Origin of the sequence: Priestia sp. YIM B13491 (genome assembly GCF_042787605.1) — a bacterium.
Taxonomy (GTDB): domain Bacteria; phylum Bacillota; class Bacilli; order Bacillales; family Bacillaceae_H; genus Priestia; species Priestia megaterium_E.
Genome location: NZ_JBHZOR010000003.1, coordinates 293,529 through 318,799, shown reverse-complemented (window position 1 = coordinate 318,799; position 25,271 = coordinate 293,529). Strand labels below are relative to the sequence as shown.

The 25,271-nt window shown below is 38.9% G+C and carries 30 protein-coding genes; 16 read left to right on the top strand and 14 right to left on the bottom strand.

Annotation, left to right across the window (positions count from 1 at the left end; genetic code table 11):
- Positions 1-99: 99 nt before the first annotated feature.
- A complete protein-coding gene (locus ACFX4E_RS12530) occupies positions 100-1,287 on the bottom strand; it encodes a macrolide family glycosyltransferase (RefSeq protein WP_377238187.1) in 1,188 nt (395 codons plus the stop codon).
- Between the two features lie 219 nt (positions 1,288-1,506).
- Here ACFX4E_RS12530 and ACFX4E_RS12525 point away from each other — a divergent pair, with 219 nt between their 5' ends.
- Complete coding sequence (locus ACFX4E_RS12525; RefSeq protein ID WP_377238186.1) at positions 1,507-2,223, top strand: CPBP family intramembrane glutamic endopeptidase; 717 nt, start codon at positions 1,507-1,509, stop codon at positions 2,221-2,223.
- Positions 2,224-2,243: 20 nt separating this feature from the next.
- Here ACFX4E_RS12525 and ACFX4E_RS12520 read toward each other — a convergent pair whose 3' ends face one another.
- Positions 2,244-3,353, bottom strand: a complete 1,110-nt coding sequence (locus tag ACFX4E_RS12520; protein WP_028409213.1) for a GerAB/ArcD/ProY family transporter — start codon at positions 3,351-3,353, stop codon at positions 2,244-2,246.
- Positions 3,354-3,368: 15 nt separating this feature from the next.
- Positions 3,369-3,602 (bottom strand): hypothetical protein, encoded by a 234-nt coding sequence (locus ACFX4E_RS12515; protein WP_377238185.1) that lies wholly within the window; start codon positions 3,600-3,602, stop codon positions 3,369-3,371.
- A gap of 222 nt (positions 3,603-3,824) precedes the next feature.
- On the opposite strand from ACFX4E_RS12515, the gene ACFX4E_RS12510 reads away from it, so the two are divergent.
- The 4 genes from ACFX4E_RS12510 (at position 3,825) to ACFX4E_RS12495 (ending at position 5,365) form a co-directional block, all read left to right on the top strand.
- Entirely contained in the window at positions 3,825-4,097 is a 273-nt protein-coding gene (locus ACFX4E_RS12510; RefSeq protein ID WP_028409211.1) for a hypothetical protein, read from the top strand.
- Between the two features lie 84 nt (positions 4,098-4,181).
- Entirely contained in the window at positions 4,182-4,373 is a 192-nt protein-coding gene (locus tag ACFX4E_RS12505) for a hypothetical protein (protein ID WP_014459359.1), read from the top strand.
- A 42-nt stretch (positions 4,374-4,415) separates the two neighbouring features.
- Complete coding sequence (locus ACFX4E_RS12500) at positions 4,416-4,787, top strand: hypothetical protein (protein ID WP_013057801.1); 372 nt, start codon at positions 4,416-4,418, stop codon at positions 4,785-4,787.
- A gap of 44 nt (positions 4,788-4,831) precedes the next feature.
- Complete coding sequence (locus ACFX4E_RS12495) at positions 4,832-5,365, top strand: GNAT family N-acetyltransferase (RefSeq protein WP_098579633.1); 534 nt, start codon at positions 4,832-4,834, stop codon at positions 5,363-5,365.
- A 238-nt stretch (positions 5,366-5,603) separates the two neighbouring features.
- On the opposite strand, the gene ACFX4E_RS12490 is transcribed toward ACFX4E_RS12495, so the two are convergent.
- Entirely contained in the window at positions 5,604-6,365 is a 762-nt protein-coding gene (locus tag ACFX4E_RS12490; protein ID WP_377238184.1) for a MerR family transcriptional regulator, read from the bottom strand.
- Between the two features lie 158 nt (positions 6,366-6,523).
- Here ACFX4E_RS12490 and ACFX4E_RS12485 point away from each other — a divergent pair, with 158 nt between their 5' ends.
- Together ACFX4E_RS12485 and ACFX4E_RS12480 are read left to right on the top strand one after the other, a co-directional pair.
- Complete coding sequence (locus tag ACFX4E_RS12485) at positions 6,524-6,976, top strand: MarR family winged helix-turn-helix transcriptional regulator (RefSeq protein ID WP_013057798.1); 453 nt, start codon at positions 6,524-6,526, stop codon at positions 6,974-6,976.
- Between the two features lie 22 nt (positions 6,977-6,998).
- On the top strand, positions 6,999-8,606 hold the full coding sequence (locus ACFX4E_RS12480; protein WP_028414403.1) for an MDR family MFS transporter: 1,608 nt from the start codon (positions 6,999-7,001) through the stop codon (positions 8,604-8,606).
- Between the two features lie 38 nt (positions 8,607-8,644).
- Here the strand turns inward: ACFX4E_RS12480 and ACFX4E_RS12475 are convergent, their stop codons facing one another.
- Complete coding sequence (locus ACFX4E_RS12475; protein ID WP_165573525.1) at positions 8,645-8,797, bottom strand: hypothetical protein; 153 nt, start codon at positions 8,795-8,797, stop codon at positions 8,645-8,647.
- Between the two features lie 25 nt (positions 8,798-8,822).
- Entirely contained in the window at positions 8,823-9,005 is a 183-nt protein-coding gene (locus ACFX4E_RS12470) for a YolD-like family protein (RefSeq protein WP_013083869.1), read from the bottom strand.
- A gap of 613 nt (positions 9,006-9,618) precedes the next feature.
- Here ACFX4E_RS12470 and ACFX4E_RS12465 point away from each other — a divergent pair.
- Both ACFX4E_RS12465 and cysI read left to right on the top strand, forming a co-directional pair.
- Positions 9,619-11,427, top strand: a complete 1,809-nt coding sequence (locus tag ACFX4E_RS12465) for an assimilatory sulfite reductase (NADPH) flavoprotein subunit (protein ID WP_377238183.1) — start codon at positions 9,619-9,621, stop codon at positions 11,425-11,427.
- Positions 11,428-11,449: 22 nt separating this feature from the next.
- Positions 11,450-13,171: an assimilatory sulfite reductase (NADPH) hemoprotein subunit gene (cysI, locus tag ACFX4E_RS12460; RefSeq protein ID WP_016764771.1), complete on the top strand. Its 1,722-nt coding sequence runs from the start codon at positions 11,450-11,452 to the stop codon at positions 13,169-13,171.
- A 49-nt stretch (positions 13,172-13,220) separates the two neighbouring features.
- Here the strand turns inward: cysI and ACFX4E_RS12455 are convergent, their stop codons facing one another.
- Positions 13,221-13,487, bottom strand: a complete 267-nt coding sequence (locus ACFX4E_RS12455; protein ID WP_034650713.1) for a hypothetical protein — start codon at positions 13,485-13,487, stop codon at positions 13,221-13,223.
- A gap of 199 nt (positions 13,488-13,686) precedes the next feature.
- On the opposite strand from ACFX4E_RS12455, the gene ACFX4E_RS12450 reads away from it, so the two are divergent.
- A complete protein-coding gene (locus ACFX4E_RS12450; RefSeq protein WP_377238182.1) occupies positions 13,687-14,436 on the top strand; it encodes an SDR family NAD(P)-dependent oxidoreductase in 750 nt (249 codons plus the stop codon).
- Positions 14,437-14,477: 41 nt separating this feature from the next.
- Here ACFX4E_RS12450 and ACFX4E_RS12445 read toward each other — a convergent pair whose 3' ends face one another.
- Positions 14,478-15,008: a GNAT family N-acetyltransferase gene (locus tag ACFX4E_RS12445; RefSeq protein WP_377579739.1), complete on the bottom strand. Its 531-nt coding sequence runs from the start codon at positions 15,006-15,008 to the stop codon at positions 14,478-14,480.
- A gap of 231 nt (positions 15,009-15,239) precedes the next feature.
- Positions 15,240-16,244 (bottom strand): DUF3231 family protein, encoded by a 1,005-nt coding sequence (locus ACFX4E_RS12440; RefSeq protein ID WP_045293334.1) that lies wholly within the window; start codon positions 16,242-16,244, stop codon positions 15,240-15,242.
- A 317-nt stretch (positions 16,245-16,561) separates the two neighbouring features.
- Here ACFX4E_RS12440 and ACFX4E_RS12435 point away from each other — a divergent pair, with 317 nt between their 5' ends.
- The 6 genes from ACFX4E_RS12435 to ACFX4E_RS12410 all read left to right on the top strand — a co-directional run bounded on the left by ACFX4E_RS12435 (position 16,562) and on the right by ACFX4E_RS12410 (position 21,046).
- Positions 16,562-17,356, top strand: a complete 795-nt coding sequence (locus ACFX4E_RS12435) for an AAC(3) family N-acetyltransferase (protein WP_274862550.1) — start codon at positions 16,562-16,564, stop codon at positions 17,354-17,356.
- Positions 17,357-17,626: 270 nt separating this feature from the next.
- Positions 17,627-18,859: an NADP-dependent malic enzyme gene (gene ystJ, locus ACFX4E_RS12430; protein WP_057244466.1), complete on the top strand. Its 1,233-nt coding sequence runs from the start codon at positions 17,627-17,629 to the stop codon at positions 18,857-18,859.
- A 164-nt stretch (positions 18,860-19,023) separates the two neighbouring features.
- Positions 19,024-19,329, top strand: a complete 306-nt coding sequence (locus tag ACFX4E_RS12425) for an antibiotic biosynthesis monooxygenase family protein (protein WP_013057785.1) — start codon at positions 19,024-19,026, stop codon at positions 19,327-19,329.
- Positions 19,326-19,691, top strand: a complete 366-nt coding sequence (locus tag ACFX4E_RS12420) for a hypothetical protein (RefSeq protein ID WP_377238180.1) — start codon at positions 19,326-19,328, stop codon at positions 19,689-19,691. Before ACFX4E_RS12425 ends, ACFX4E_RS12420 begins: the two co-directional genes overlap by 4 nt.
- Before the next feature lie 191 nt (positions 19,692-19,882).
- Positions 19,883-20,527, top strand: coding sequence for a hypothetical protein (locus ACFX4E_RS12415; RefSeq protein ID WP_377238179.1), 645 nt, complete (start codon positions 19,883-19,885; stop codon positions 20,525-20,527).
- A gap of 99 nt (positions 20,528-20,626) precedes the next feature.
- Positions 20,627-21,046, top strand: coding sequence for an Rrf2 family transcriptional regulator (locus ACFX4E_RS12410; protein ID WP_028409194.1), 420 nt, complete (start codon positions 20,627-20,629; stop codon positions 21,044-21,046).
- A gap of 30 nt (positions 21,047-21,076) precedes the next feature.
- On the opposite strand, the gene ACFX4E_RS12405 is transcribed toward ACFX4E_RS12410, so the two are convergent.
- From ACFX4E_RS12405 to ACFX4E_RS12385, 5 genes are all read right to left on the bottom strand, one after another.
- Positions 21,077-22,699: a glutamate/serine transporter AimA gene (locus ACFX4E_RS12405; protein WP_098524736.1), complete on the bottom strand. Its 1,623-nt coding sequence runs from the start codon at positions 22,697-22,699 to the stop codon at positions 21,077-21,079.
- Positions 22,700-23,092: 393 nt separating this feature from the next.
- On the bottom strand, positions 23,093-23,548 hold the full coding sequence (locus ACFX4E_RS12400; RefSeq protein ID WP_014459377.1) for a hypothetical protein: 456 nt from the start codon (positions 23,546-23,548) through the stop codon (positions 23,093-23,095).
- 239 nt (positions 23,549-23,787) lie between these two features.
- The gene (locus ACFX4E_RS12395; protein WP_013057779.1) at positions 23,788-24,240 is read right to left on the bottom strand and encodes a DMT family transporter; all 453 of its coding nucleotides are present in this window, start codon (positions 24,238-24,240) and stop codon (positions 23,788-23,790) included.
- 12 nt (positions 24,241-24,252) lie between these two features.
- On the bottom strand, positions 24,253-24,681 hold the full coding sequence (locus ACFX4E_RS12390) for a DMT family transporter (RefSeq protein ID WP_028409192.1): 429 nt from the start codon (positions 24,679-24,681) through the stop codon (positions 24,253-24,255).
- A 70-nt stretch (positions 24,682-24,751) separates the two neighbouring features.
- The gene (locus ACFX4E_RS12385; protein ID WP_013083854.1) at positions 24,752-25,066 is read right to left on the bottom strand and encodes an ArsR/SmtB family transcription factor; all 315 of its coding nucleotides are present in this window, start codon (positions 25,064-25,066) and stop codon (positions 24,752-24,754) included.
- Between the last annotated feature and the right edge of the window lie 205 nt (positions 25,067-25,271).

Sequence of the window (25,271 nt, the reverse complement as noted above, 5' to 3'; positions counted from 1 at the left end):
GTTTTTCCTTACAGTCGTCAGTTTGCTAATCATTGGCATATATACAGTTTGTACATGGCTGGTTTAATGAAAAAAGGTGCACAAATGTGCACCTTTTCTCTATGAATATTGTTTCACTACGTGATTTACTATTTTTTCGGCTGCAGCGGCGGGGCCAGCTGCCTGTTCGAAACTTACGTTGATTTCTTTTATCCCTTTTTTGTAGCGGTCGTCATGTATGACTTCGTCAACGGCATTCCTTAACAGAGAAGCATTTACCGTTTCTTTTGCTAAGCGATACCCGGCGTTTAGTTCCACGAGCCTTTGAGCAACGAGAGGCTGGTCTTTCCCATGAGGTAAAACGACTAACGGTACGTTAAAATGTATACTTTCATTTACGCTGTTCATGCCTCCGTGCGTGATAAAAACATCAGCTTCTTTTAGCACGTCAAGCTGTGGAACATAGGGTGAAATAATAAAATGCTCCGGTGCTTTTTTTATTTTTTTAAAATCAGCCCGGTCTCCTGCTGCAATCACAACTTTTCCTTCAAAGTCGCTAAATGCGTCGATGCAAAGGTTGAAAAAGCCTTCTACATCATGAAGCACCGTTCCCATTGAAATATAAAGAACTTTTTCGTTCTTTAGCTTTTCTAGCGGAAAATCGTGAGAGCCGTGACGCTTTGGAAAGCTTGGCCCAATAAATAAACACGAGTCGTCAAAATGTTCATGAAGCGGCTGAAAAAAGCGGCTTGTATATACGACCGTTAATTCGCCTTCATTGTTCATAAATTGAAGCAGATTTTTAGGTTCTACCCCAAACTGATTTTTTAGCAAGCTGAGCCCGTACTGAGCTTTTTCGTCAGGTTTAAATGGAACGTCTGAATCGGGATGCAGAGGCATCATTGCTAAGCGTTCTTTTGGCATTAAAAAAGAAGCGGATGATACAACCCCGGGAATCCGCAAATAATCACGGACTAATTCGCCTGCTCCAAACTTGTCGTAAAACACAAAGTCAAAGTCAATTTTTTTTGATAATGTATGAACAAGCTTCAGCGTATCTAAAGACGTTTGGATGTGGATATTTAAAAAAGCGTTGATTCCTTGAGGAGTTTCAGGCTTGATGGATACACCGCTTAATAAGTCTCGGTGAGTGTGTACGATAGCCCCGGCGTTTTCAAGGCGCTCTTTGAAACGCTCGGCCGTAATGTAGTGAACGGTATCACCTCGGTCTGAAAAAGCTTTTACCATTCCAAGCGTTGGGTTTACGTGACCTTCAGCGGGAAAATTAATCATTAAAATGTGTGCCATTTTTTCACTTCACTTTCGGTAAGATTTCTTCAAGCGTAATCAAATATAAGGAAGTTGACAACTAATTTGGCTAGCTCATTTATCTTTTCAAACTCTACCTTTGAGTGTAAAATGTGAAAAAATATAACTTTTTTCCTAAAAAATAACATCATTAAGCGGAGATTATGGTAGAATTTTGAGAGGACTAGAGAGAAAGAATCATTTTTGGAGGTTGCTATTTTGAGTGCGTTATCAACAAATTCAGAACCGATTTTAAAGCCTAAAAAGAAAAAAGAGTTTACTTACTTCACGCTGCTTCTATTTATCGTGTTGGGCTTTGGTCTGCAGATTATAGCCGGAATTGGAGTAGCTATTTACGATGAAGTTACGGGTTCAAATATGACGGGAATTTTATTAGAAGGACCATATGCTCTGCTGGTAGACGCGGCGTTTTTTCTAGGCGTTTCGGTACTGTACAGACCTGTGCGCAGATTTTTAAAGCCTATGTGGAACTTCTCGGTATTAAAAGAAAGAAAAACGTATGTATATATTGTAGTAGGCTTTTTGATTGTAGCCGCGGTGCAGTACGTGATGCTTTCATTTTTAAACGTAGAAAGCGCAGATCAGCAGCAAAAAGATTTAAATCAAGGCAGTTTTAATCAAACGCTGCTTTCGAGCTGGATATTTTTTATAAGTGTAGCAGTTATCACGCCTATTAAAGAAGAGCTGCTTTACAGAGGTGTTTTATGTGGTTTCTTAACCAAACGCCACCACATGCTTGTGGGCATTTTCGTTTCCGCTCTTGTATTCGGTCTTTTACATATTGGCTTTCCGATTACAGCTACCGTCATGGGACTTGTCTTTGCCATTATTTATTACCGGACAAAATCTATTTTCCCATCTATGATTTTACATATGCTGTGGAATGGATTAGTGAGTATAACCGTCTTCTTTTGAAAGCCGCTTAAGCGGCTTTTTTATTTGGATAAAGACGCAGAATGCTTTATGCGAATTTTCCCAACTATTAATAATCCAAGAGGGTAAAACAGCCCAAATAGCAGACTGTACGGGATCCACGTATCTCTGTCCCACGTTTGTTCATATGGAATGCTTGGATACACGATAAGTGAAAATGTAACGGCAATAATGCCTAGCGGAAGAGTTAAAATTCGGTAGTTTTTTAATTCAAGAATTTGAGCGAGTCCAGAAACGGTCGCATAATAGTAGAGAGACGTTTTAAAATAAAGAGATAAAAACCACATAATAGCCATAATTACTTCAATGTTTTTTAGAAAATCCGCAACTTCGATCCGTCTTGCAAGCTCATAGCTTGGATATAAAGCAATACGTGTATACGTATTTCCAAGTACAAGAATGCCAAGCAGTAAGATAATAATCATAATGCCTCCGCCGATTAAGCTTCCCGTAAAAAAAGCGCGGTTTCGCTGTGCTGGTTCCGCTACGTGAGCAGGGAAAACGGTTAGCAATACAATAAAAGTGAGAGATGTAATACTTGTAAATACCAGAATAGATCTGATAATAGGCTTAACGCCTACCTCTAATAAAGGCTGCAAATTCTCATAATGAATTTGAGGGAAAATCGAAAAAACTAAGATTAAGAACGGAATAACAAACCAAGGAAAGAGAATTTCAGCACAGCGGGCAATCGTTTCAATGCCAAGCCGAACGCCGACAATCACAATTCCCATAAACAAAATATGAACAGCAAGCATAGGCGTTTGAATAATAATCCGAGTTGTTAGAAACGAGCCCACGTAAAACAAAACTTGACTGCAAAAAAGAAGAGTAGAAGCGACAAATAAAAGAGAGACAAACTTTCCTAGCCACTTGCCTAAAATGGCTTCGTTTAGTTCTATAAGGGTTTTATTCGGATAAAGGCTAGAAAGTTTGATATACATCCATACAAGAAAAACGCCTACACACACGCCTAAAATAGCTGGAATCCATGCCTCTTGTTTTGAATCAGCCGTTAAGCTTCCAGGCACGACTAAAATAGTGTCGCCTAAACTATAAAAAATGACGAGTATTCGAAACTGTGCTGCGGATAATTTCATCTGACTGTGCACGTTGTTCACTTCCTTTTACTTCAACAGACTGAACAAAAAATCACTAAAAGGTTTTAATAAAAAAGCAATGCCGTCTCCGGGGTTAGGGATCTCCACACCGCCGTATTTTAAACTAACAATTAAAATACTTACTATGAACAAACTCCAAAAAATTTGCTTTTCTTTTTTACTGTTCACTTTTTTTAAATAAGGTATTTCTACTAAACAAACAGCTGCACAAAGTGAAAAAATCCCTAAAAATATAAGCATGTATCAACCTCAATTAGTAACCCTTCAAAAATAATGAAGGGATGTTAAAGACGCCTGTGTTTCAAAAATAGTATCACCCAAGATGGCTTCATTTATGAAAAGTAAGACTAAAGGCAGTGCAAAACCGTGTTATAATGACCAAGTTAAGCGTTATAATAGAGAAAAAACAGCATGATTACAAACAAGTAGATACATAACAAGGTAAGGATGGGAGAGAGATAGATGGCAGACGAATTCAAAAAAATGCTAGATGACAAAGAAAAGGTACAGCTTATGATCGCAGCCGTTGTCATGCTCGGAGGCCTGGTCGTTTTGTTAAAAAGCGTTGCAACGGGTCAGGCAATGGGCCAAAGATGGCTAGAAAGTAAAGGGAATGTAGACACGGATCTGTATCTTGAAACGGTAAAAAGCTACATACACCTGTATCAAATTGTGGGTGGCGTCATGTTTGGAGGAGGCCTTCTCACGTTACTTCGTGCTAAGCTAAACAAATAAAGCGGCAGCAAAATAAAAGATCATAGTCCAAAAGAAGTGTCATATCTTTTTAATAACTTAAAAAATAGTGAAAAGGAGTTATGTATGAATAATGAAGAAAATACACCGGCTTATCATCTGTTTATGATGATAGGAGCGCTTGCTATGCTGATTTTTGGTGTTGTCGGTTTCTTTATTCAGTATCCTGCTACGTTAAGTTTTGTGATGTGCATTGGCGGAAGTATCATATTTTTGCTGCATTTATTTGAATATATGAAACCTAAAAATGAACTATAGCATCTTCAAACGAGGAAATCTAGAAGCAAAGGAAGATGAGAAATGCGGAAACACCGTACGTATGAAACGCTAGTTGATCTTTATCAAAAAAGCGCCAAAATTCATTATGAAATCGATTATCGAGATAAAAAATCTGTAAAAAAAGGCAATCGAGCTGCAGAAGATATGAAAAAAATTGCGCAGCTCATTCATTTATATTATCCAGGCATGCTGTTTGAATTTGCAACACTGCTGACGAATCCTACTTATCGAATTGATTTATGGGCTGCACATCATATTTTAGAAATCATGAGCTATTCACCAATGCTTGAGGACAACGCGCTTTCCGTCATTGAACGCTACGCCGATGAAAATGATTTTACAGCTTTAGGAAATCGCATGTGGTTAGATCAGTGGAGAGAAAAACAGCGCTAAAACTCGGCTAAGCAAACAAGAATAACTAAAAGGAAGATAGGTATATGAGTTTACGTACATTAAAGAATGGTATAGGCGTCACCATTCGAGAAGCAGAATCAAAAGACGCAGAGAAAATGATTGCTTTTTACAACCGGGTAGGAGGAGAAAGCGATTTTCTGTCATTTGGAGAAGGTGAGTTTCTTACACCTCTTTCAGAGTACGAACTGTTTTTAGCTTCTGTAAAACAAGAGCAAAATGCTCTTATAGTTGTGGCTGAAAAAGAAGAGAAAATCATTAGTATTGCATCCATCACCTCGTCTCAAAACCCGCGTAATAAGCATGTGGGAACCCTCGGTATTGTAGTAGAGAAATCTTATAGCGGGCTAGGGTTAGGCAGACAGCTAATGATTGAGCTGATTGAATGGGCACGTACGAATAAACAAACAAAAAAAATCGAACTTGTGACGCGAGAAGATAACAAAAGAGCTATTTCTTTATACAGGGAGCTAGGGTTTCAAACAGAAGGATTAAAAGAAAAAGACACCTATATAAATGGCGTGTACTATAATACAATGCTTATGGGTCTTCATTTATAAAAAGAGGCTGGAACAAAAGTATATTAAGTGAATGAAAATCCGAACGATGAATCGTTCGGATTTTTTCATTGTGGTGATGAACATAGGCTTCATATAGGTAGTGCTTCTAGCGGTTTGGGAGGCTCAGCGGCGCCCGCGGAACGCGAAGCCTTGGACGGAAATCAACAGCGGCGGAACAAGCAGTTCAGATCATATATGCTAATTGTTCGTCTTTAGATTGCATTGATGTAGTTATATCTCAGTCTTTTGGTTTATTATTTTTAGCATCTGCAAATACACTCATCGCCTCGTTCATGAATTTCGCTAATCCTTTTCCGTATTGATCGATGTTGGTTGTAAACCGCTCATCTTGTACATACATCTCTCCAAGACCTTTAAAGGCTTCTAACGAATACGTTCCAAAGTTCTCATTTAAAAATTGATACCATTGCTCAATGGCTTTTTGAGCTTCTGTAGAGGATGGTGACAGATCACGCAGAGAAGCTAAGTGAGTGTAGATACTTTCCCATTCGTTTGACATGTGCTGCTGTTCTTCATGTGAAAAGCTTTGTACTTTTTCATTCGCTTCATCTACGCGCTGATTTCCCCAGCGCTTCCGGGCTTCTTCTTCGTATGGGTTATGCGAAAAATCCAGCCCTTTAAACCGCTCTTTTTCGTTCATTTCAATCGCTCCTTTTTCATATTGAATCGTTTTATTAATGGTTGCAATCATTTGATCGAGCCGACTGCGTTTTTCAATCAGCATGTTTTTTTGCAGTATTAACGCTTCTGTGCGATTAAATGTTGGGTCTGTTATAATCTCATGAATTTGTTTTAAAGGGAAGCCAAGTTCTTTAAAAAATAATATTTGCTGAAGCATATCAAGATTAGCCGGTGAATAAAGCCGGTAGCCGGATTCACTGACAGCATCAGGTTTTAATAGCCCGATTTCATCATAGTGATGCAGCGTGCGGATACTGATTCCTACTAAGTCAGCCACTTCTTTTACTTTTCTGTTCATTCTTTCATCTCCCTTCTGAAATCTACTATAAAATATAACGCAGCGTAAGGGTCAATACTAAAAAAGAAATAATTGACTTTTAGTTTATATGCATTTATATTTAATTAGCATTAACTATTTATAACATGAAATAAATAAGCAAGCCTGGAGGAATAGATGTGACAAAAAGCAATCAGTATCTTGGGGAGATTCGTTCATCGCTTCAAGTGCTATTTGAAAAAATGCAGCCCGAAATGATGGAGAGCCTTAATGAGCATGAGATGACTCCTACGCAATTATTTGTTCTTTCTTATTTAAAGAAAGTAGGGAGCAGTAAGGTTTCTCAAATTGCAGAGCTAATGGATGTAAAACCGAGCGCCGTGACTCTTTTAGTGGATCGTCTTGAACAGCACAATTTTGTTGTAAGAGAACACAATAAAGAAGACAGAAGAGTTGTTGACATTACCTTAACGGAGTTTGGGCATCGCAAACTTGAAGACGTGCTAAATGGTCGAAAAGCCATTATGGACCGCTACCTTTTGCATCTAACAGAAGAAGAGCTTTCCATGATGGCTTCTATTACGAAAAAGCTTGCAACATCAGCTGCTTCTTATAAAGATAAGCAGCAGTAACAAAAAAGAGGAGAGACACACGATGGAAAATCAAAAAAATTCAAAGCGCACGCTTTTATTAATTGGGTTAATTATTGCGATGTTCTTTTCTGCACTTGATGGAACCATTGTCGGAACAGCTATGCCAAGAATCGTAGGAGATCTTGGTGGTTTAAGCATGATGACATGGCTGACAACAGCCTATTTATTAACGTCAACAACGGTTGTTCCGATTGCAGGAAAGCTCGCTGATTTAGTAGGACGCAGAGTAATTTATGTTACAGGACTTATTATTTTTATGGTGGCTTCTGCTTTATGCGGAATGGCAAATAATATGACAGAGCTTATTTTATTCCGTGCATTACAAGGAATTGGCGGCGGCGTTATGATGCCGATGGCAATGATTGTAATCGGTGATTTATTTACAGGAAAAGCACGAGCAAAGTTTCAAGGAGTATTCGGAGGGATTTATGGTCTTGCTTCTGTCATCGGTCCGCAAATTGGCGGATGGATTGTTGATTCACTGAACTGGAAATGGGTGTTTTACATTAACTTGCCGGTAGGGATACTCGCTACCGTTTTTATTGCGCTCGGACTTCAAGGAAAAAAACATACAGGACCTGTTAAATTCGATGTAGCTGGTATGTTCACAATGGTTATCGGAGTAGTAAGCTTGCTTCTTGCCCTGAGCTTTGGAGGAAAAGATTACGACTGGAACTCTTGGCAGATTATTAGTTTGTTTGCACTTGCTATTGCTGGGATTATAAGCTTTATTATTGTGGAAACGAAAGCTAAAGAACCAATTCTTCCGATGTATTTATTTAAGAACCGAACGTTTACGCTTTTAAACATCATTGGCTTTTTTATGAGCATTGGCATGTTCGGAGCTATTACATTTGTTCCGTTCTTTATGCAAGGAATCGTTGGAGTAAGCGCCTCAGAATCAGGTACCATTATGACACCGATGATGATTTCAATGATTGTAACAAGTATTATTGGAGGACAGCTTGTTTATAAAGTTGGAATCAAACCTCAAATCGTTACTGGTATGCTCATTATGGCAGGAGGGTTCTTCTTGTTAACAACATTAGACCTTCATACTAGCAAGCTTGTTGCCACTTCTTATATGGCCATAATCGGTTTAGGAATGGGGCTTGTGATGCCAATTTTAACGCTTGCTCTTCAAGAAAGCTTTTCAAAAGAAGAGCTCGGTGTTGTTACATCATCAAGTCAATTTTTCCGTTCAATTGGAGGAACGTTCGGTATTACCATTTTAGGAGCGATAATGAACGCCAAATCAGGTACGCTTCTTACTGACAAACTCGTTCCATATTTAAACTCATTGCCTGCTCAAGCAAGCGCTTTTGCCGACGGGTTCAAAAAAGCGATTGATACGAATCCTGAAAGTGTGCTGCAGATGCTGTTTAGTCCTGAGGCGCTAAAGAGTATTCCAGCTGCGCTTTCAGACAGCATTGTGCCTATTTTGAAGACCTCGCTAATGAGCGCATTGCACAGCGTCTTTTTCATGGGCTTAGCTTTTATTATTTTAGGAGCGGTATGCACATTGTTCTTAAGACAGATCAAGCTTTCAAATAAAAAAGCCGAAGAAAAACCAGAAGAAGGCATTGCTGAAGTAGAGCCATCACATTAAAAAAAGCGCACAAATTTGTGCGCTTTTTTTCTATATTATTAGCTAGTTGTTTCATTAGGCTTGCGAAGAAAAGGGGATTGTTTAGACGTGTCATACGAAATTTGATCAAGCAAATACGATAAATATAAGTTCAGTTCAAACCGATCTTCCGTCACAAAATCTGTAAGCGCTTGCTTATTATCTTTCCACATAGTAATTCCTCCTTAATTTTACATACTAATGAATGGATTTAATATCAGAAAGCAAAAGGGAAACAACGGCTTCATTTTCGTCTTTTACGGATAGAATTTGCTGATGGAGATTTAAGTTGTGCACGCGGCCTTTGCACGTTTGCAGCGTTCCATCTTTATAGTAAGAAACAGTTATCGTCCCACTTTTCGTTAATTCTCGTAAAAACATTCAAGAAGCCTCCTTAAAAAAGATTACCTGATTTAAAAGCCAGTCCTTTCATTTGAGATGAGCAAAAGGGAATGGTATGTACTGCAAGCTTCCCTTTATATTCTTCACCGTGTATGAATAGATAAAAGGTTGCTAGCTCACCTATAAACTGTCCTAAATTTCAGAATATACTGTCTTTTACGTATAGTGTTTTTTAAAAGGGTTAATGTTACATTTATTATGTAACATTCTGATGAGAAAGAAAACCGTTTCTACAAAACTTCTCTAAAAATTACAAAATATTCATATTCGTGTGAAGGATGTAGAATGAGCAGATATGGAAGTAACTGCATTTATAAAAAACGTAACGACAGCTTCAATTATTAATGATCTTAATACTAGTTATCAATTATATGTATTTTACTAATTTATTCTTCTCCGATAAAATGCAGGTAGACGAATTTGATAAGAATTTTCTAATGATTTATATAATTAAATTTGATATAATCTATAGGAATAATAATGTATGAAGGGAAACATCATTGATTAATTAGACACAGGTATTACATGTTGTTGAAGATGATTCGTAAAAGCATACATATTTAAATTATATATTTTTGTGAGGTGGACAGTGTTGCAACTTAAGGTAGTAAACAGCCCTTTTAATCAAGAACAAGCAGATTTGCTTAATCGCCTTCTGCCGACATTAACAGAAGCACAAAAAATGTGGTTGAGTGGTTATTTAACAGCATCTCAATCTACGTCTGCCGAAGGAACGCCAGACGTTTCTACAGCAGCGCCTGCTCAAGCGGAGCAGACGATTTCAAAAGACGTAACGATTCTTTACGGATCACAGACAGGAAATGCTCAAGGTCTTGCTGAAAATACAGGCAAAACGCTTGAAGCAAAAGGTTTTAATGTAACTGTATCTTCTATGAATGATTTCAAACCAAATAATTTAAAGAAACTTGAAAATTTATTAATTGTCGTAAGTACACATGGAGAAGGAGAGCCGCCTGATAATGCGCTATCTTTCCATGAATTTCTTCACGGCCGTCGAGCGCCAAACCTTGAGAACTTCCGCTTCTCTGTCTTATCGCTTGGAGACAGCTCATACGAATTTTTCTGTCAAACAGGAAAAGAATTTGATGTGCGCTTAGCAGAACTTGGCGGTGAAAGACTGTATCCGCGCGTTGACTGTGACTTAGATTTTGAAGAGCCCGCGAATAAATGGCTTAAAGGTGTTATTGACGGATTAAGCGAAGCGAAAGGACACAGCGCTTCGGCGACTGTTCCAGCGGAAGCTCCTGCAGGAACTTCACCATATTCAAGAACAAATCCTTTTAAAGCAGAAGTGCTTGAGAACTTAAACTTAAACGGCCGCGGATCAAATAAAGAAACGCGACACTTAGAACTATCTCTAGAAGGTTCAGGTTTGACGTATGAACCAGGAGACAGTTTAGGTATTTATCCTGAAAATGACCCGGAACTTGTTGATCTTCTTCTTAACGAATTCAAGTGGGATGCAAGTGAAAGTGTAACGGTGAATAAAGAAGGAGAAACGCGTCCTCTTAGAGAAGCGCTAACCTCTAATTTTGAAATTACCGTTTTAACAAAACCGCTTTTAAAGCAAGCAGCTGAGCTTACTGGAAACGATAAGTTAAAAGCGCTTGTAGAAAATCGCGAGGAATTAAAAGCATACACACAAGGCCGTGATGTGATTGACTTAGTTCGTGACTTCGGCCCATGGAACGTATCGGCACAAGAGTTTGTAGCCATTCTACGTAAAATGCCAGCGCGCCTTTACTCGATTGCAAGCAGCTTATCAGCAAACCCTGATGAAGTTCATCTAACAATCGGAGCGGTACGCTACGAAGCGCATGGACGCGAGCGCAAAGGTGTTTGTTCAGTCCTTTGTTCAGAACGTTTGCAGCCGGGCGATACGATTCCTGTATACCTTCAAAGCAATAAAAACTTTAAGCTGCCTCAAGATCAAGAAACGCCAATTATTATGGTAGGACCTGGTACAGGTGTGGCTCCGTTCCGCTCATTTATGCAAGAGCGTGAAGAAACAGGGGCAAAAGGCAAGTCATGGATGTTCTTTGGAGATCAGCACTTCGTAACAGACTTCCTTTACCAAACAGAATGGCAAAAGTGGTTAAAAGATGGTGTACTGACAAAAATGGACGTGGCGTTTTCACGCGATACTGAAGAAAAAGTATACGTACAAAACCGTATGCTCGAACATAGTAAAGAATTATTCCAATGGTTAGAAGAAGGCGCATCTTTTTATGTGTGCGGAGATAAAACAAATATGGCACGCGACGTGCACAACACGCTAGTTGAAATTATCGAAACAGAAGGCAAGATGAGCCGTGAACAGGCGGAAGGTTACCTTGCTGAAATGAAGAAACAAAAACGTTATCAGCGTGATGTATACTGAGGATTGAAAGGAGATTTTCAACATGGTAAACAAAATTTTAAAAGCGCCCGAAGGTCCTCCAAGTGACGTTGAGCGCATAAAAGATGAAAGTAATTATTTGCGCGGTACATTAGGAGAAACAATGCTAGACCGCATCAGCTCAGGTATTTCTGAAGACGATAATCGTTTGATGAAGTTCCACGGAAGCTACTTGCAAGATGACCGAGATCTTCGTAACGAACGCCAAAAACAAAAGCTAGAGCCAGCTTACCAATTCATGCTGCGCGTCCGTACGCCAGGCGGTGTTTCAACACCAGAACAGTGGCTAGTGATGGATGATTTAGCACAAAAATACGGAAATGGAACGTTAAAGCTGACGACTCGTCAGGCATTCCAAATGCACGGAATTTTAAAGTGGAACATGAAGAAAACGATTCAAGAAATTCATGCTTCTTTATTAGACACAATTGCAGCTTGCGGAGATGTAAACCGTAACGTAATGTGCAACCCGAATCCCTATCAGTCAGAAGTGCACGCTGAAGTATTCGAATGGTCAAAAAAATTAAGTGATTACTTATTACCTCGTACAAGAGCGTACCACGAACTTTGGCTAGATGAAGAGAAAGTGATCAGCACACCGGAAGTGGAAGAAGAAGTGGAACCAATGTATGGTCCGCTCTATTTGCCAAGAAAGTTCAAAATTGGCGTAGCTGTTCCACCGTCTAACGATATTGACGTGTATTCACAAGACCTTGGCTTTATTGCTATTTTAGAAGACGAGAAACTTGTTGGGTTTAACGTAGCAATCGGCGGCGGTATGGGTATGACGCACGGAGATAAAGCAACTTACCCTCAGCTTGCAAAAGTGATTGGGTTCTGTCGACCTGATCAAATTCTAGAAGTAGCTGAAAAAATCATTACGATTCAACGTGATTATGGAAACCGCTCTGTACGTAAAAACGCGCGTTTTAAATACACGGTTGATCGTCTGGGATTAGAAACGGTAAAAGAAGAGCTTGAAAATCGTCTGGGCTGGAGCTTAGACGAAGCAAAATCTTATCACTTTGATCATAACGGCGACCGCTACGGCTGGGAAAAAGGTGTAAAAGGAAAATGGCACTTTACTCTTTTTGTTCAAGGTGGACGTATTGCTGACTTTGAAGACTATAAGCTTATGACGGGTCTTCGTGAAATTGCAAAAGTTCATAGCGGTGATTTTCGTTTAACGGCCAATCAAAACTTAATTATCGCGAACGTATCAACTGAAAAGAAAAAACAAATTAGTGATCTTATCGAACAATACGGATTAACTGACGGCAAGCATTATTCGGCTCTTCGCCGCAGCTCATTAGCTTGCGTATCGCTTCCAACTTGCGGGCTTGCGATGGCAGAAGCTGAGCGTTATCTCCCAGTTCTTCTTGAGAAAATTGAAGCAATTGTAGATGAAAATGGTCTTCGCGATAAAGAAATCACGATTCGTATGACGGGCTGTCCTAACGGCTGTGCACGGCCTGCTTTAGGTGAAATTGCTTTTATTGGTAAAGCACCGGGCAAATACAACATGTATCTTGGAGCAGCATTTGACGGTAGCCGCTTAAGTAAAATGTACCGTGAAAATATCAGTGAAGAAGAAATTTTAAATGAGCTGCGCGTCTTACTTCCTCGCTATGCAAAAGAGAGAGAAGAAGGCGAGCACTTTGGTGACTTTGTCATCCGCGCTGGAGTAATTGAAGCTGTAACAGACGGCACGAATTTCCACGCGTAATATGTATAAAGGGACTTTTCTAACTTACAGAAAAGTCCCTTTTTCTATTTTAATATTCTCTAACAAATACAGCTACTCCAAATACGCCTAATCTTTCAGCAGTAATTTGTTCAAAGCCGTTGTCAAGTAAACAATGAGCTGCAGTGCGGTAGCGCTGACCTTGAGCTAACAAGCGTCCGCAAGGATTTGCGCTGCCGATTACTGTTGCTTCTACGACAGTACGAGGAGCTTGTCTATCCAAAGGGTTTCGCTCCCAAAGAATTGTCACCACATCCGGAGGACGGGGAATAGATACATTACCTGTGTGTTCATGCATAGCCATCACCTCCTTACACTATAGTAAATGCAAAAAATGACAGACTGCTTGTACACGCGCTGATTTTTAGTAAAAAAGGCGTTTGGCTATGCCTAACTTAACCAATTTCATAGCAATGAGGTGATGAATAGAAACGGCTGGTAGAAAAAAAGAATGCTACAATGTAAAAGAAAGGAATTTTCACCAAGGAGGGAGAAACATGCAGCAAAAACGAGTAGCGGTTATTACAGGGGGAGCAAGCGGAATTGGCAAAGAAACTGCCTTAAAGTTCGCGCAAAAAGGAGACGCAGTGGTCATTGCTGATTATGATGAAGGAAAAGGAAAAGAGACTCTTCAAAAAATTGAAGAAGCTGGAGGCCACGCTTTATTTGTGCAAACGGACGTCACCAAGTTTGAAGAAGTGGAAGCACTGATTGAGAAAACGGTGAATACATTTGGACGAATTGATGTGATGTTTAACAATGCAGGGATTGGACGTCCTACATCTATTTTAGATCAAGACTTAGAAGAATATCACCGTATTATTAATGTGAATCAGCACGGCGTTACATATGGGATTATGGCAGCAGGCAGGAAAATGAGAGAGTTAGGTATTAAAGGCGTCATTATCAATACGGCCTCTATTTTTAGCTTCTTAGCCTCACCCGGAACGTATGCTTATCATGCAACAAAAGGAGCTGTTGTGATGATGACAAAATCAGCTGCGCTAGATCTCGCTAAATACGGTATTCGCGTCGTCGCCGTTGCGCCAGGATTTGTTGATACGCCTATTATTCAAGGCTATAAAGACAACGGTATGATTGAAGGAATGAAAGCGAAAACAATGAGCAGAGAGCTCACTAATCCAAAACAAATTGCAGATATGGTTTATTTGCTGTCCTTAGAAGAAGCGGGAGCTGTAAACGGCAGTGTCATCATGGCTGATGATGGGTATGCGGCGTTTAAATAAAACGAAAAAGGATTCTTTTCTTAAAAAGAATCCTTTTTTTATTATGTAGGAGGCAGGGAGCTATAAACAAGCGTATCGTAAGCTTTTCCGTTTTGATACATATAGTTTTTTAACACTCCTTCTTGTTGAAACCCGAGCTTTTCAAGCACGTGCTGAGATGCCTTGTTTTCAAGAAACACAACAGCTCCAATTCGCACTAGCTGAAGGGTATCAAATCCATAAGCCATAACAGCCGAAGCAGCTTCCGAAGCATAGCCGTGACTCCAGTGCTGAGGGTGTAGCTCATAGCCAATTTCCGCGCGCTTATGCTTTTGGTTCCACTGATTCAATCCAACTGTCCTGATTAGTTCCCCCGTATCGAGCCGTTCGATTCCCCAGCGCAAACCTTTTTGATTTCTGTAGTTTTCAGCAAAAATATCAATCAGCACCAAAGCTTCTTGGAAAGTTGTGAATTTTTCTTGCCCGTAATATTTGATAACTTCTTCCTGAGAGAAGCAGTCGAAAATAGTATCTGCATCCGCTTCTGTTATTTCACGCAGTGTAGTGCGAGGTGTACGAAGAATAGGAAACATACGTTTCTCCTTTCTATTTTATATAGAAAGATTTCGTCAGCTCAGAGAAAATACCTTTTATTTTTCTGTTATAAATTAAGTAGAAATATGAGCTAAACGACTAAGAAAAACATAGGAACAGCTTCTAAATAACGCAAACATTTGTTACGTACTAGCACTAAAAACAGTATACTAAAAAAACAAATAGGACTAGCTGTACGTTTAGCAGCTAGCTTTCCCATTTGCAAGAACCTATTTTTTCGTTAACTGATTGCGATCTTCAATTTGAGGAGGCTCTTCAAGCCAACCGTTTTGAATCATAATTTTTCCGCCTTCTTTTGCCAAACTGTAAATGTCTTTTGCAAGCTGTAGCATCTTTAATGGCAAATCACTTCTTAAACTAAAGGCTCCTCCTAAGGCGTTACTCCCCAGACCGAACGTACTCAAAAGACTCGTATTGTACATCATCAGCTTATCTGAAAAAGGAGGAACGGTTGAATTCGTCGCTTTTCCAGCATGAGTAGCCGGAGGTTCTATGTAGCTATGGCGTAAAATATCACCTAATTCTGTTTCAATTTTCTTCGAAAGCTTCATACCCCTGACAAAATGCTGCTGTGCCTCTTTGTTATTGGCCACTTGAGCAAAACCAATCATCAGCTGCATTCCGACAAGATTTGTATCAACAGCATGTTGAATAAGTGACACTTCAATGGTATTCAACGATCTTTTTTCGCTAAACCAGCTCAATCCGCCTATATAATTTTGCGCATGGACAAAATGAACTTCCTTCGGCATAGAAACGTATGGGGGTTTTGCGATGACACCCGTTTCTAACAATACTTGTGTGGATTGATTATATATGTCCTGTGCTTCTGCTGTTGCATCTACGAAGAAATTCCGGATATCTTCTCGGTAAGACATGGTCGAATGCAAAGCAAACAGTCCTGTTTCAATTTGAGACATTAAGCGTATATACATAACTTCAAACATATGGTCGTATAGCTTAGGAACTCCTACATTCACGTCATCTTTCGTAAAACCAATTGGGATAACAGCGCCTTCGTTCTCAAATATTTCTTTTATTTGCGCTACACTTTTTAAAGATCGGCTGTAATATAGCTCAAAAAGTTCTTTGTAATCCTGTTTATCTTCCAGAAAATATTCTAAGAACCTCAAAATCATCGTTTTTTCCTGATAAGTCATCCATAAGTTAGCAAGCTCTGAGGACGTGAGCGGCGGAAGTTTTGATGTGCTCATTGTACACATTCCTCCTGAAAATAGTGATAGGTAAATATGTATAGCTTCCTTAGTATTGCTTTTATTTATAGGAATATTCTTCTTTTTAATTTATTGAAAGACCTCAGTAGCGGTTATTATAGTAGGATAATTGAAGGGAATAAACCTTACCAACAAGTCAGTTGTATGATAACTGATATGAATAAAACTGAGTTTTTCTATTACTTTAAATAATTTGACAATTGATGTTATTCTTACTATTATGGAAACATAAGTTTTACATATATTGCTAGAGTTCAGCAACACATTCTAGCAGCACTATAAGTAAGGAGCTTACGATGAAGCACATTGTCCAAGCAACAGATCATCCTAGAACGAAAGAGACGTTAAAAGAAGATTTACGCAGGTTAGGCATCACACAAGGGATGACTATCATGGTTCATTCTTCGCTATCTTCATTAGGGTGGGTAAACGGAGGTTCAGTAGCCGTTGTTCAAGCTTTAATGGAGACAGTGACAGAGGAAGGAACGATCGTTATGCCGTCACAGTCGGTCGATCTTTCGGATCCATCAGAGTGGGGCAATCCGGCTGTGCCAAAAGAGTGGTGGGAAACTATTCGGGAAACGATGCCTGCATATGATTCAGCCCACACGCCAACAAGCGGGATGGGACAAATCGTGGAAACTTTTCGAACATATCCTGGCGTAAGAAGAAGCAGCCATCCAATGTATTCATTCGCCGCTTGGGGAAAGGACAGCGAAGACATCTTAAGAGATCATCCCCTTGAATTTAGTTTAGGCGAAAATTCTCCTCTTGAAAGGCTTTACAAAAAACATGCCTTTGTTTTATTATTAGGTGTCGGGTTTGGGAATAATACTTCTTTTCATCTAGCAGAATATCGGATTCCATATCGAAATGTGATTCAAAAAGGATCTCCAGTTATAGATTCAGAAAAGCGAGTATGGAAGACGTATAAAGAATTAGAGTTTCGAGAAGGGCTGTTTGAAGAGATAGGTGAAGCGTTTATTGAAGCAAAAGGAATAAAAGCTGAAAAAATTGGTTCAGCACGTGCATACTTCTTTTCAATGCCTAAAGCCGTCGATTTTGCTGAAACGTATTTGAAAGCGCTATAGTGAGCGCTTGTATGTTTTCTAAGTTGTCTGTATATCAGACAACTTGAAGTGAGACAAACAAGAGTTGCCGACACGTCTAGACTTTATATTAACGAAGCGCAGCAGTGGTTTAAGCAAGATAGTTTACTTTTTATGTTTCTTGTTTCATAATGGCACTTGTCTGTGAATTTATTCAGTCAGGTTGTCTTACAATTATGGAGATAAAAAGCAAGTGTTAAATAAATTCATTAAAAAATTTAAATGTATAGAAAAAAAGGAGAGAATACAATTATGTCACTACGTGATCAAGCACTACATATGCATCAAGAAAAACAAGGTAAGTTAGAAGTTAAATCAAAAGTTGAAGTTCAAAACGCTCAAGATTTAAGCTTAGCTTACTCTCCGGGAGTAGCAGAACCTTGTAAAGAAATTCATGAACATCCAGAAACGGTGTATGATTACACAATGAAAGGAAACATGGTCGGCGTTGTGACAAATGGTACTGCTGTTCTTGGTCTTGGAAATATCGGACCTGCGGCTTCACTTCCCGTTATGGAAGGAAAAGCAATTTTATTTAAAAGCTTTGCAGGCGTAGATGCATTCCCAATTACACTTGATACAACAGATACAGATAAAATTGTTGAAACTGTGAAATTAATGGCTCATACATTCGGAGGCATTAACTTAGAAGATATCGCAGCTCCACAGTGCTTTGAAATTGAAGAGCGCCTAAAAAAAGAAGTAGATATTCCTGTGTTCCATGATGATCAGCACGGTACAGCAATCGTAACGGTAGCAGGACTTGTAAATGCATTAAAAATTGTAAACAAATCAATGGAAGACTTAAAAATCGTCTTAAACGGAGCAGGAGCTGCCGGCATTGCTATTACAAAACTTCTTTATTCTTACGGTGTACGTGACATGATTATGTGTGATACAAGAGGTGCGATTTATGAAGGCCGCTCTCAAGGTATGAACAAAGTGAAAGCTGAAGTGGCTTCGTATACAAACGTAAACAAAGAAAGCGGTACGCTAAGCGATGTAATTAAAGGCGCGGATGTATTTATCGGTGTATCTGCAGCAGATGCATTATCTCAAGAGATGGTTAAATCAATGAATGAAGATGCAATTATCTTTGCGATGGCAAATCCTAATCCAGAAATCAAGCCGGACGCTGCAAAAGAAGCAGGAGCGGCTGTTATTGGAACAGGTCGTTCAGACTTCCCTAACCAAGTAAATAACGTTCTTGCATTCCCTGGAATTTTCCGCGGTGCGTTAGACGTTCGCGCTACTCATATCAACGAAGAAATGAAAAAAGCTGCTGTTGAAGCAATTGCAGCTCTTATTACAGAAGAAGAGCTAAACGCAGATTACGTTATCCCTGGACCATTTGATCCTCGCGTAGCGCCAGCTGTAGCAGAATCTGTAGCAAAAGCGGCAATGGACTCAGGCGTTGCCCGCATTACAATTGATCCGGCACGTGTAAAAACACATACAGAACAATTAACAAAAATCGAAAACTAATAACGGATAAAAAAGCCCTTTGAAATGCTGTTTCAAAGGGCTTTTTATGTTAAAGACCTGCTGTAACCGCAGTGAAATCTAAACGTAACACCATTTCATCTCCCATATGATGTACAATAAAGAGAAAAGAACCCAGGTTTTGTATCATAAAGGGAGGAACAAAGATGTACACCGTATTTTCAACATTTAATGTACCGGATGAAAAAGCTGAAGAAGTGATTGGAATCTATAAAAATCGTTCAAAATCAGTCGACGAGGCTCCAGGATTTGTAGACTTTCTACTTCTTCAAAACGATAAGCGAGCAGGGGAGCTCACCGTTCAGCTTACATTTGATACGAAAGAGAATTATTTAAGCTGGGTACGAAGCGAAGATTTCAAGCGTATTCATGATTTAGAGAAAAAGTACCCTGATCAAGAACTGGCAGCCGTCATCCCAAAAGTTTCTCAGTACAAAGTGGTGGCACGATGAGTTCACTTCCCATTAATAAGATCGTCGAAAGAGTAACGGAGAAAATCTACGAGTTAGAACCTTCTTTGCTCGAAAAATTCGGAGAGCGCGGCAAAGAAAGATGTCATGAAGATAATCACTACCATATGAAGTATCTTGAGACAACATATAAGTTAGACAACCTGCAAATTTTTACGGACTATGCCTTATGGTTAAACAATTTACTCACAAGCCGAGGCATGAAAACCCAGCATATTATTGATAATTTTAATTTTATACAAGAAGCGCTGTTTGAACTAGATAATTATGGTGATAAACAAGTACAGGCGTATGTGGCTTACTTAGAAGAAGCAAATCATATACTGAAGCAACAGCAGCTTTAAAAAAGAGGCTAGTACAAAAGTGTTTTAGTTAAAAGAAAATCCGAACGGGTTTGATTCTTGATAGAGAATTCAACTCGTTCGGATTTTTTTATTGGTAGGGTTAGCGTAGGTTTCCTGTATGTAGCTATGTCTCACTTTTTTGTTTTACATATGTATAAAGGTGGAAATAAAAAAGAAAAAGGAGAATACATATGCAAAAACAGCTAACAAAAGGAATCATGTTCTTAATCGCTATGTGTATGATTGGAAGTGCGGTAGCTTGTTCAGGTGAACCAGCTAACAAAACAAAATCTGATAATCATAAAGCAGAGGAAAAACCAATTGAAGACCGTCAAGAATTGACAAAGCTACAGCAGTATTCAAGCGACCCAGACATTAAAAAAGGGAAAGATGAAGATTTTGACTTGATCGGTACGTTAAAAAAAGACGCTGAAAAAGAAATAACGCTGAATATCGATGATCAACTCGTTAAAGTACCAAAAAGCTCTGGGATGGAAGTGGAAGGCTCACAGCTAAAAGATATGATTAATAAAGAAGTAGAAGCTGAAATTGACGCAGCTAAACAAGAAGCAACTAGTATTGAATTAACTCCAAAAGCAAAAGCAGATAAAGATGGCGTGTATGAACAAGATGGAAACGAACGTAAAATTGTGGGTATTTTTATAGAAGAAAGTAACAAACATATAACGGTAAAAGTTCCAAACGGCAAAAAAACGTATCAAAAAAGCACAGACTTTGAAAAAGAAGAAAAGGGCAGTTTAAAAGAAAAGACGGTATACCTTGAAATCAACTCAGCTAATGAAGTAGAAAGTATAGAAAAAGAAGACCGTGAATAAATAAAGCGACAGTTCTTCTTTCCCTCCTTGCTCTCTTGACTTTTCCAACTGTGTCACTTAACGTTACAGTAGAGAAACAAAAAAGGTGGTTTATGGAAGATGAACAGTGAATTTACCATTGCCGTGCACAGCTTAGTGTTCCTAGCAAATTTACCAGATCACCGAGCAAGCAGTGAATCGATTGCTTATAACATCTGTACTAATCCTGCACGGGTTCGGAAAATAATGAGTACACTCAGAAAAAACAACTTGGTTCGGACAAAAGAAGGGCTAGGCGGCGGTTATACTTTAGGCTGCAGCCCTGCTGAAATAAGTCTTGGATTGATTTATCGGGTTATATCGACAGGAACGCTGAAGCCTCACTGGTGCAGCGGCGACCCTGACGCTGACTGTATTGTCAAATCAAACATTCAAACAGTGATGGACGACATTTTTACAGAGAGTGAGCAAAGCGTAATCAGGCATTTAGATCAAATGACGATCGAAGACGTGCTGAAAAAAGTTAGAACTGCTCACTAAAAAGCACCTTGCATGAGCAAGATGCTTTTGTTATGACTCTTTGGAAGCGGCTGTTTCAGCCGCTGCTGCTTTTAAGCCGTCATTTACTTTTCTTCCATTCTCTAAATACTCTGTTTTGAAGCCGCTTTTTAAAGCCCATGTGTAGAAGAGAAGGGAAACAACAACAATAATTCCCATATCCCATCCATATTTAATAACATTAAGGCCTCCAAACTTTTCGCTTCCAAGCCATGAAATAGTCATCATACAAAGTAAGTATACAACCATCCATACGCCGCCTTTGAAGTTTTGTCGAAAACCTTTCCATTTAGCCTTTGCTTGATAATAAAAATAAATAGGAAGGCCGATTAAAATAATAAACAAAACTTGTCCCGTCAGCGGCCAGCGCGCCCAATATAGTGTTAAAGAGGCGAAAATAAAACCTAGCGGCGCAATAATGCTTAATCCTTTTAAACGAAGGGGACGATATAAATCGCTGCCAGTTCGTCTTAGCGTCATAACCGTAACAGGACCTGTAATGTAAGAAATAAGCGTAGCGACTGAAATAATTTCAGCCAGCACGCCCCAGCCCCGAAATAAAAACAAAAAGACAAGAGCAACAGCTAAGTTAAAAAACATGGCTTGACGCGGAACACCATAAATAGGATGAAGGCGTCCTAGAACACTTGGTAAATATTTATTTTGTTCCATACCATAAATCATTCGAGCAGTAGTAGCTGTATACGTAATACCCGTTCCAGATGGTGAAACAAACGCATCTGCATACAGTACAATGACAAGCCAGTTAATGTTAAGGGCAATAGCTAAATCTGCAAATGGAGAGTTGAAATTTAAATGACTCCATCCCTGCGCAATATCAGAAGGATTTACCGCACCGATAAAAGCAATTTGAAGAAGCAAATAAATGACTGTAGCCACTAAAATTGAGCCTACAACCGCAATCGGAATAGCTCTTCCAGGATTCTTTGCTTCTCCAGCCATATTAATGGGGCTTTGAAAACCGTTAAAAGCGAATACAATTCCAGATGTAGCAACAGCTGTTAGCACACTAGCCCAGCCGTTTGGTGCGATGCTGCTTCCAGAAGTGAAGTTCTCACCGTGAAAGCCTACAAATAAAAGTGCTCCAATTGTAAGTCCCGGTATAACAATTTTAAAAATAGTGATTAACGAGTTGGCCTTAGAAAATAGTCCAACTGTCCAATAATTCAGTAAAAAGTAAATAATCAATAGCACAGTAGCGATAGCTAATCCTTCGCCAGTTAACGTTCCTTTTTCTACGAGGTGGCTTGTCCACTGTGCCCACTTCCAAGGCCACGAACTCATATACTGTACAGAAGCTACTGCTTCCACTGGAATAACGGATACAATCGCAATCCAGTTTGCCCAAGCAGCGATAAAACCAATAAACGAACCGTGTGAGTACTGCGTATACTTGACCATCCCGCCGGCTTCGGGAAACATGGATCCTAATTCACTGTAAGAAAGTGCAATAAATAAAATAACGACCATTCCAATGACCCATGATAAAATAGCAGCCGGCCCTGCAATTTGAGCTGCTCGCCAAGCTCCGAATAACCAGCCGGACCCAATAATTGATCCAAGTCCCGTCATGGTTAACGCGAATGTTCCCATTCTTCGATGTAAATTGTTCATCTGACTAACACCTTTCATGTAAAATAAGTCTTTCATTTAAACATTGTTGCTTTATTATTATTATTCTGAAATCTTTGGTTGTCAACTTTTGTCGTTACATGCAGTTCTTAATACCTATTGATTTCCAGTTATGCAGGACAGCTATCCTCAACCTTTCTGTCACGGTAATTAAAGCGCTTTACTTTCTTTTTCATCCTACAGGAAACCCTACAGAAATAGATAAAAACCGACAAAAAGTTATCAAGTTCATACCTTATGCACTAGCAATATGAAAAAAATAGGGGATAAGTGGTAGTTGTATTCCCTAAAAATGTGAAGAAAAAACACGCTTCATAATAAAGCCCCTTTTGAATAGAGGAATACATACCTTCAAAAGGGGGGAGAGTTGGACCTTTATCTTTCTTGATGTTTATACTCAAGCAGTTTTACAACGTTTTCTACATCATTTTCAGCAGAAAGTTCGTTAATATTCACTTTATAAATAAGCGTATCCGTTGCAAAAAATTCATCTTCTCCTTCAGGCTTTACTTTTAAGTTTAAGATTTTTACCCGCACAATATGAGTGAACTTACCGCCTTTACCGGGCTGTATTTCACCCATTTGTATCCCGATATCATCTTTTTTAATCGGGCGAACTTTTACTTTTTTATGCTGTTTACCGTAAACCTTCTCATAATGAGAAGTAATATCTTGATGTACCCAAGGTTCAAGAGATTGATAAATAAAATCTTTTACTACAGGCTGACTTACGTGTGATTCTATATTTTCTTCTGGTATATTTTCTTCTGCGGAAATGGAAAGCGTAAAACAAAAAAAGACAAATGCTGCTAAAAATAAAAATTTTCCCACGAAAAAACCCACCTTACCTGTTCGTTTATGTAGCCGATTTTCTAGATCTGCCTCTTTATCTTTTGAACAAAGGCAGGAAGGTATGCACAATTTTTTTGTGGAATTTACCTTATTTAAAATCAATTTAGTTTAAATAAAATATGTTCTAAATAATTGATTGAAAATTCAAATGCGGTTTACGTACAAAAATAGCCAAGTGCGCCTTTACATAGGGACACTTGGCTATTTTCATGAACATTTTATGCTGCTGTTTTCTTATTGCCTTTGAAAATAAAATAAAGAGCTAATAACATAAATGCTACACCAATCCAGCGGGATAGATCAAAGGGTACTTCCTTGCTTCCAAACCAGCCGAAATGGTCGATAATCATACTTGCAAATAACTGACCGATAACAGTTGAGATATTAGCTGCTGTTACACCAATTTTAGGTACAGCTAAAACCGTTAGAAATAAATAAGATGCTCCGAATAAAGCGCAGGTAAGCTGCCATTTAGGGACATCGAAAACCGAGAGAATGTTTCCTTGACCAAAGAATACAACGACAATTGTTAAAATCATGGCACCTGTCGCAAAAGTTAAAAAAGCTGTTTCAAACGTACCTGTTTTTTTACTTAGTGTGCCGTTAATAGAAGACTGAGCGCTTAGCGTTAATCCTCCTATTAAGGTAAGTATCACCATCAATAAACTCATCGTAAAATCCTCCTAGAAAATAAGTACAAGCGCAATTCCCATACATACAATAGCCATTACGCGTTCTTTGTTAATTTTAATTTTGCTGCTGCCAAGCCAACCAAAATGCTCAATGATCATGCTTGTAATCATTTGGCCCACAATAACAGCAACCATTGAAACGCCAATTCCGATAAAGGGGATACTAATCACTAGAATTGTTAAATACACCGTACCTAATAAACCGCCGGTTAAATTCCACTTAGGTGCTTTTAAGACGTAAGGTAAATCTCCTTTTCCAGCAAATAAAGTGGTCAGACCTAAAATGAGCGTTCCCATGATAAAAATATAATAACTGCTTTCAAGTTTCCCCACTGTTTTTCCAAGTTCTCCGGCAATAGCGCCTTCCATACTTAAAGCAGCGCCGCCTAGAACCGCAACCAAATAAACCAACAACTTCACATTTATCACTCCAATATTTCTTTATATTTGTATATCTAGAAAAATAGATATAATAAGTGAAAAAAACTCGTTAAAGTTTTTTTCGTAAGAATGAAGAAAGCTCTTGAAGCGTTTCTTCATTTCGGCGATAGTATGTCCATTGACCGTGCCGAATTGACTCTAACAAACCTGCTTTTTGCATCATGGAAAGATAACTGGACACTGTGGATTGAGACAGCTGAGCTTTTTCCTGAATATCTCCCACGCAAACACCGCCTCTGCTGCTGACCTCCTTAGGCAAATGTGCTTGTTTGTCTTTAAAATGCTTTTCAGGTTCTTTTAACCACTCCAATATATTTAATCGAGTTTCATTAGATAATGCTTTAAAGATATCAATAGGTTTCATACTTATTATTTTATTCGTAACAGCTCAGATGTCAAATGTTCAAGTTTGCATTTTATAGTCGAATAACAAGCGATGGGTTGAATTATAACAGCTGTGCAAGAAAAGTCAACTTATAATAGAGGATAAAGAAGAACGGTTTACCCAGTCATCTTTCTATGTTATATGACCAAGAAGTATCTTATTCTTTTGAGTAGAAAAGGTGACA

Coding starts and splice junctions, on each gene's coding strand:
- ACFX4E_RS12515 (WP_377238185.1), bottom strand. CDS start 3,602: ATGCTTATATTTTTAGGGATTTTTTCACTTTGTGCAGCTGTTTGTTTA.
- ACFX4E_RS12505 (WP_014459359.1), top strand. CDS start 4,182: ATGAATAATGAAGAAAATACACCGGCTTATCATCTGTTTATGATGATA.
- cysI (WP_016764771.1), top strand. CDS start 11,450: ATGGTAAACAAAATTTTAAAAGCGCCCGAAGGTCCTCCAAGTGACGTT.
- ystJ (WP_057244466.1), top strand. CDS start 17,627: ATGTCACTACGTGATCAAGCACTACATATGCATCAAGAAAAACAAGGT.
- ACFX4E_RS12490 (WP_377238184.1), bottom strand. CDS start 6,365: ATGAACAGAAAAGTAAAAGAAGTGGCTGACTTAGTAGGAATCAGTATC.
- ACFX4E_RS12420 (WP_377238180.1), top strand. CDS start 19,326: ATGAGTTCACTTCCCATTAATAAGATCGTCGAAAGAGTAACGGAGAAA.
- ACFX4E_RS12445 (WP_377579739.1), bottom strand. CDS start 15,008: ATGTTTCCTATTCTTCGTACACCTCGCACTACACTGCGTGAAATAACA.
- ACFX4E_RS12385 (WP_013083854.1), bottom strand. CDS start 25,066: ATGAAACCTATTGATATCTTTAAAGCATTATCTAATGAAACTCGATTA.
- ACFX4E_RS12480 (WP_028414403.1), top strand. CDS start 6,999: ATGGAAAATCAAAAAAATTCAAAGCGCACGCTTTTATTAATTGGGTTA.
- ACFX4E_RS12410 (WP_028409194.1), top strand. CDS start 20,627: ATGAACAGTGAATTTACCATTGCCGTGCACAGCTTAGTGTTCCTAGCA.
- ACFX4E_RS12475 (WP_165573525.1), bottom strand. CDS start 8,797: ATGTGGAAAGATAATAAGCAAGCGCTTACAGATTTTGTGACGGAAGAT.
- ACFX4E_RS12440 (WP_045293334.1), bottom strand. CDS start 16,244: ATGAGCACATCAAAACTTCCGCCGCTCACGTCCTCAGAGCTTGCTAAC.
- ACFX4E_RS12495 (WP_098579633.1), top strand. CDS start 4,832: ATGAGTTTACGTACATTAAAGAATGGTATAGGCGTCACCATTCGAGAA.
- ACFX4E_RS12415 (WP_377238179.1), top strand. CDS start 19,883: ATGCAAAAACAGCTAACAAAAGGAATCATGTTCTTAATCGCTATGTGT.
- ACFX4E_RS12450 (WP_377238182.1), top strand. CDS start 13,687: ATGCAGCAAAAACGAGTAGCGGTTATTACAGGGGGAGCAAGCGGAATT.
- ACFX4E_RS12530 (WP_377238187.1), bottom strand. CDS start 1,287: ATGGCACACATTTTAATGATTAATTTTCCCGCTGAAGGTCACGTAAAC.
- ACFX4E_RS12470 (WP_013083869.1), bottom strand. CDS start 9,005: ATGTTTTTACGAGAATTAACGAAAAGTGGGACGATAACTGTTTCTTAC.
- ACFX4E_RS12425 (WP_013057785.1), top strand. CDS start 19,024: ATGTACACCGTATTTTCAACATTTAATGTACCGGATGAAAAAGCTGAA.
- ACFX4E_RS12405 (WP_098524736.1), bottom strand. CDS start 22,699: ATGAACAATTTACATCGAAGAATGGGAACATTCGCGTTAACCATGACG.
- ACFX4E_RS12510 (WP_028409211.1), top strand. CDS start 3,825: ATGGCAGACGAATTCAAAAAAATGCTAGATGACAAAGAAAAGGTACAG.
- ACFX4E_RS12435 (WP_274862550.1), top strand. CDS start 16,562: ATGAAGCACATTGTCCAAGCAACAGATCATCCTAGAACGAAAGAGACG.
- ACFX4E_RS12395 (WP_013057779.1), bottom strand. CDS start 24,240: ATGAGTTTATTGATGGTGATACTTACCTTAATAGGAGGATTAACGCTA.
- ACFX4E_RS12455 (WP_034650713.1), bottom strand. CDS start 13,487: ATGCATGAACACACAGGTAATGTATCTATTCCCCGTCCTCCGGATGTG.
- ACFX4E_RS12500 (WP_013057801.1), top strand. CDS start 4,416: ATGCGGAAACACCGTACGTATGAAACGCTAGTTGATCTTTATCAAAAA.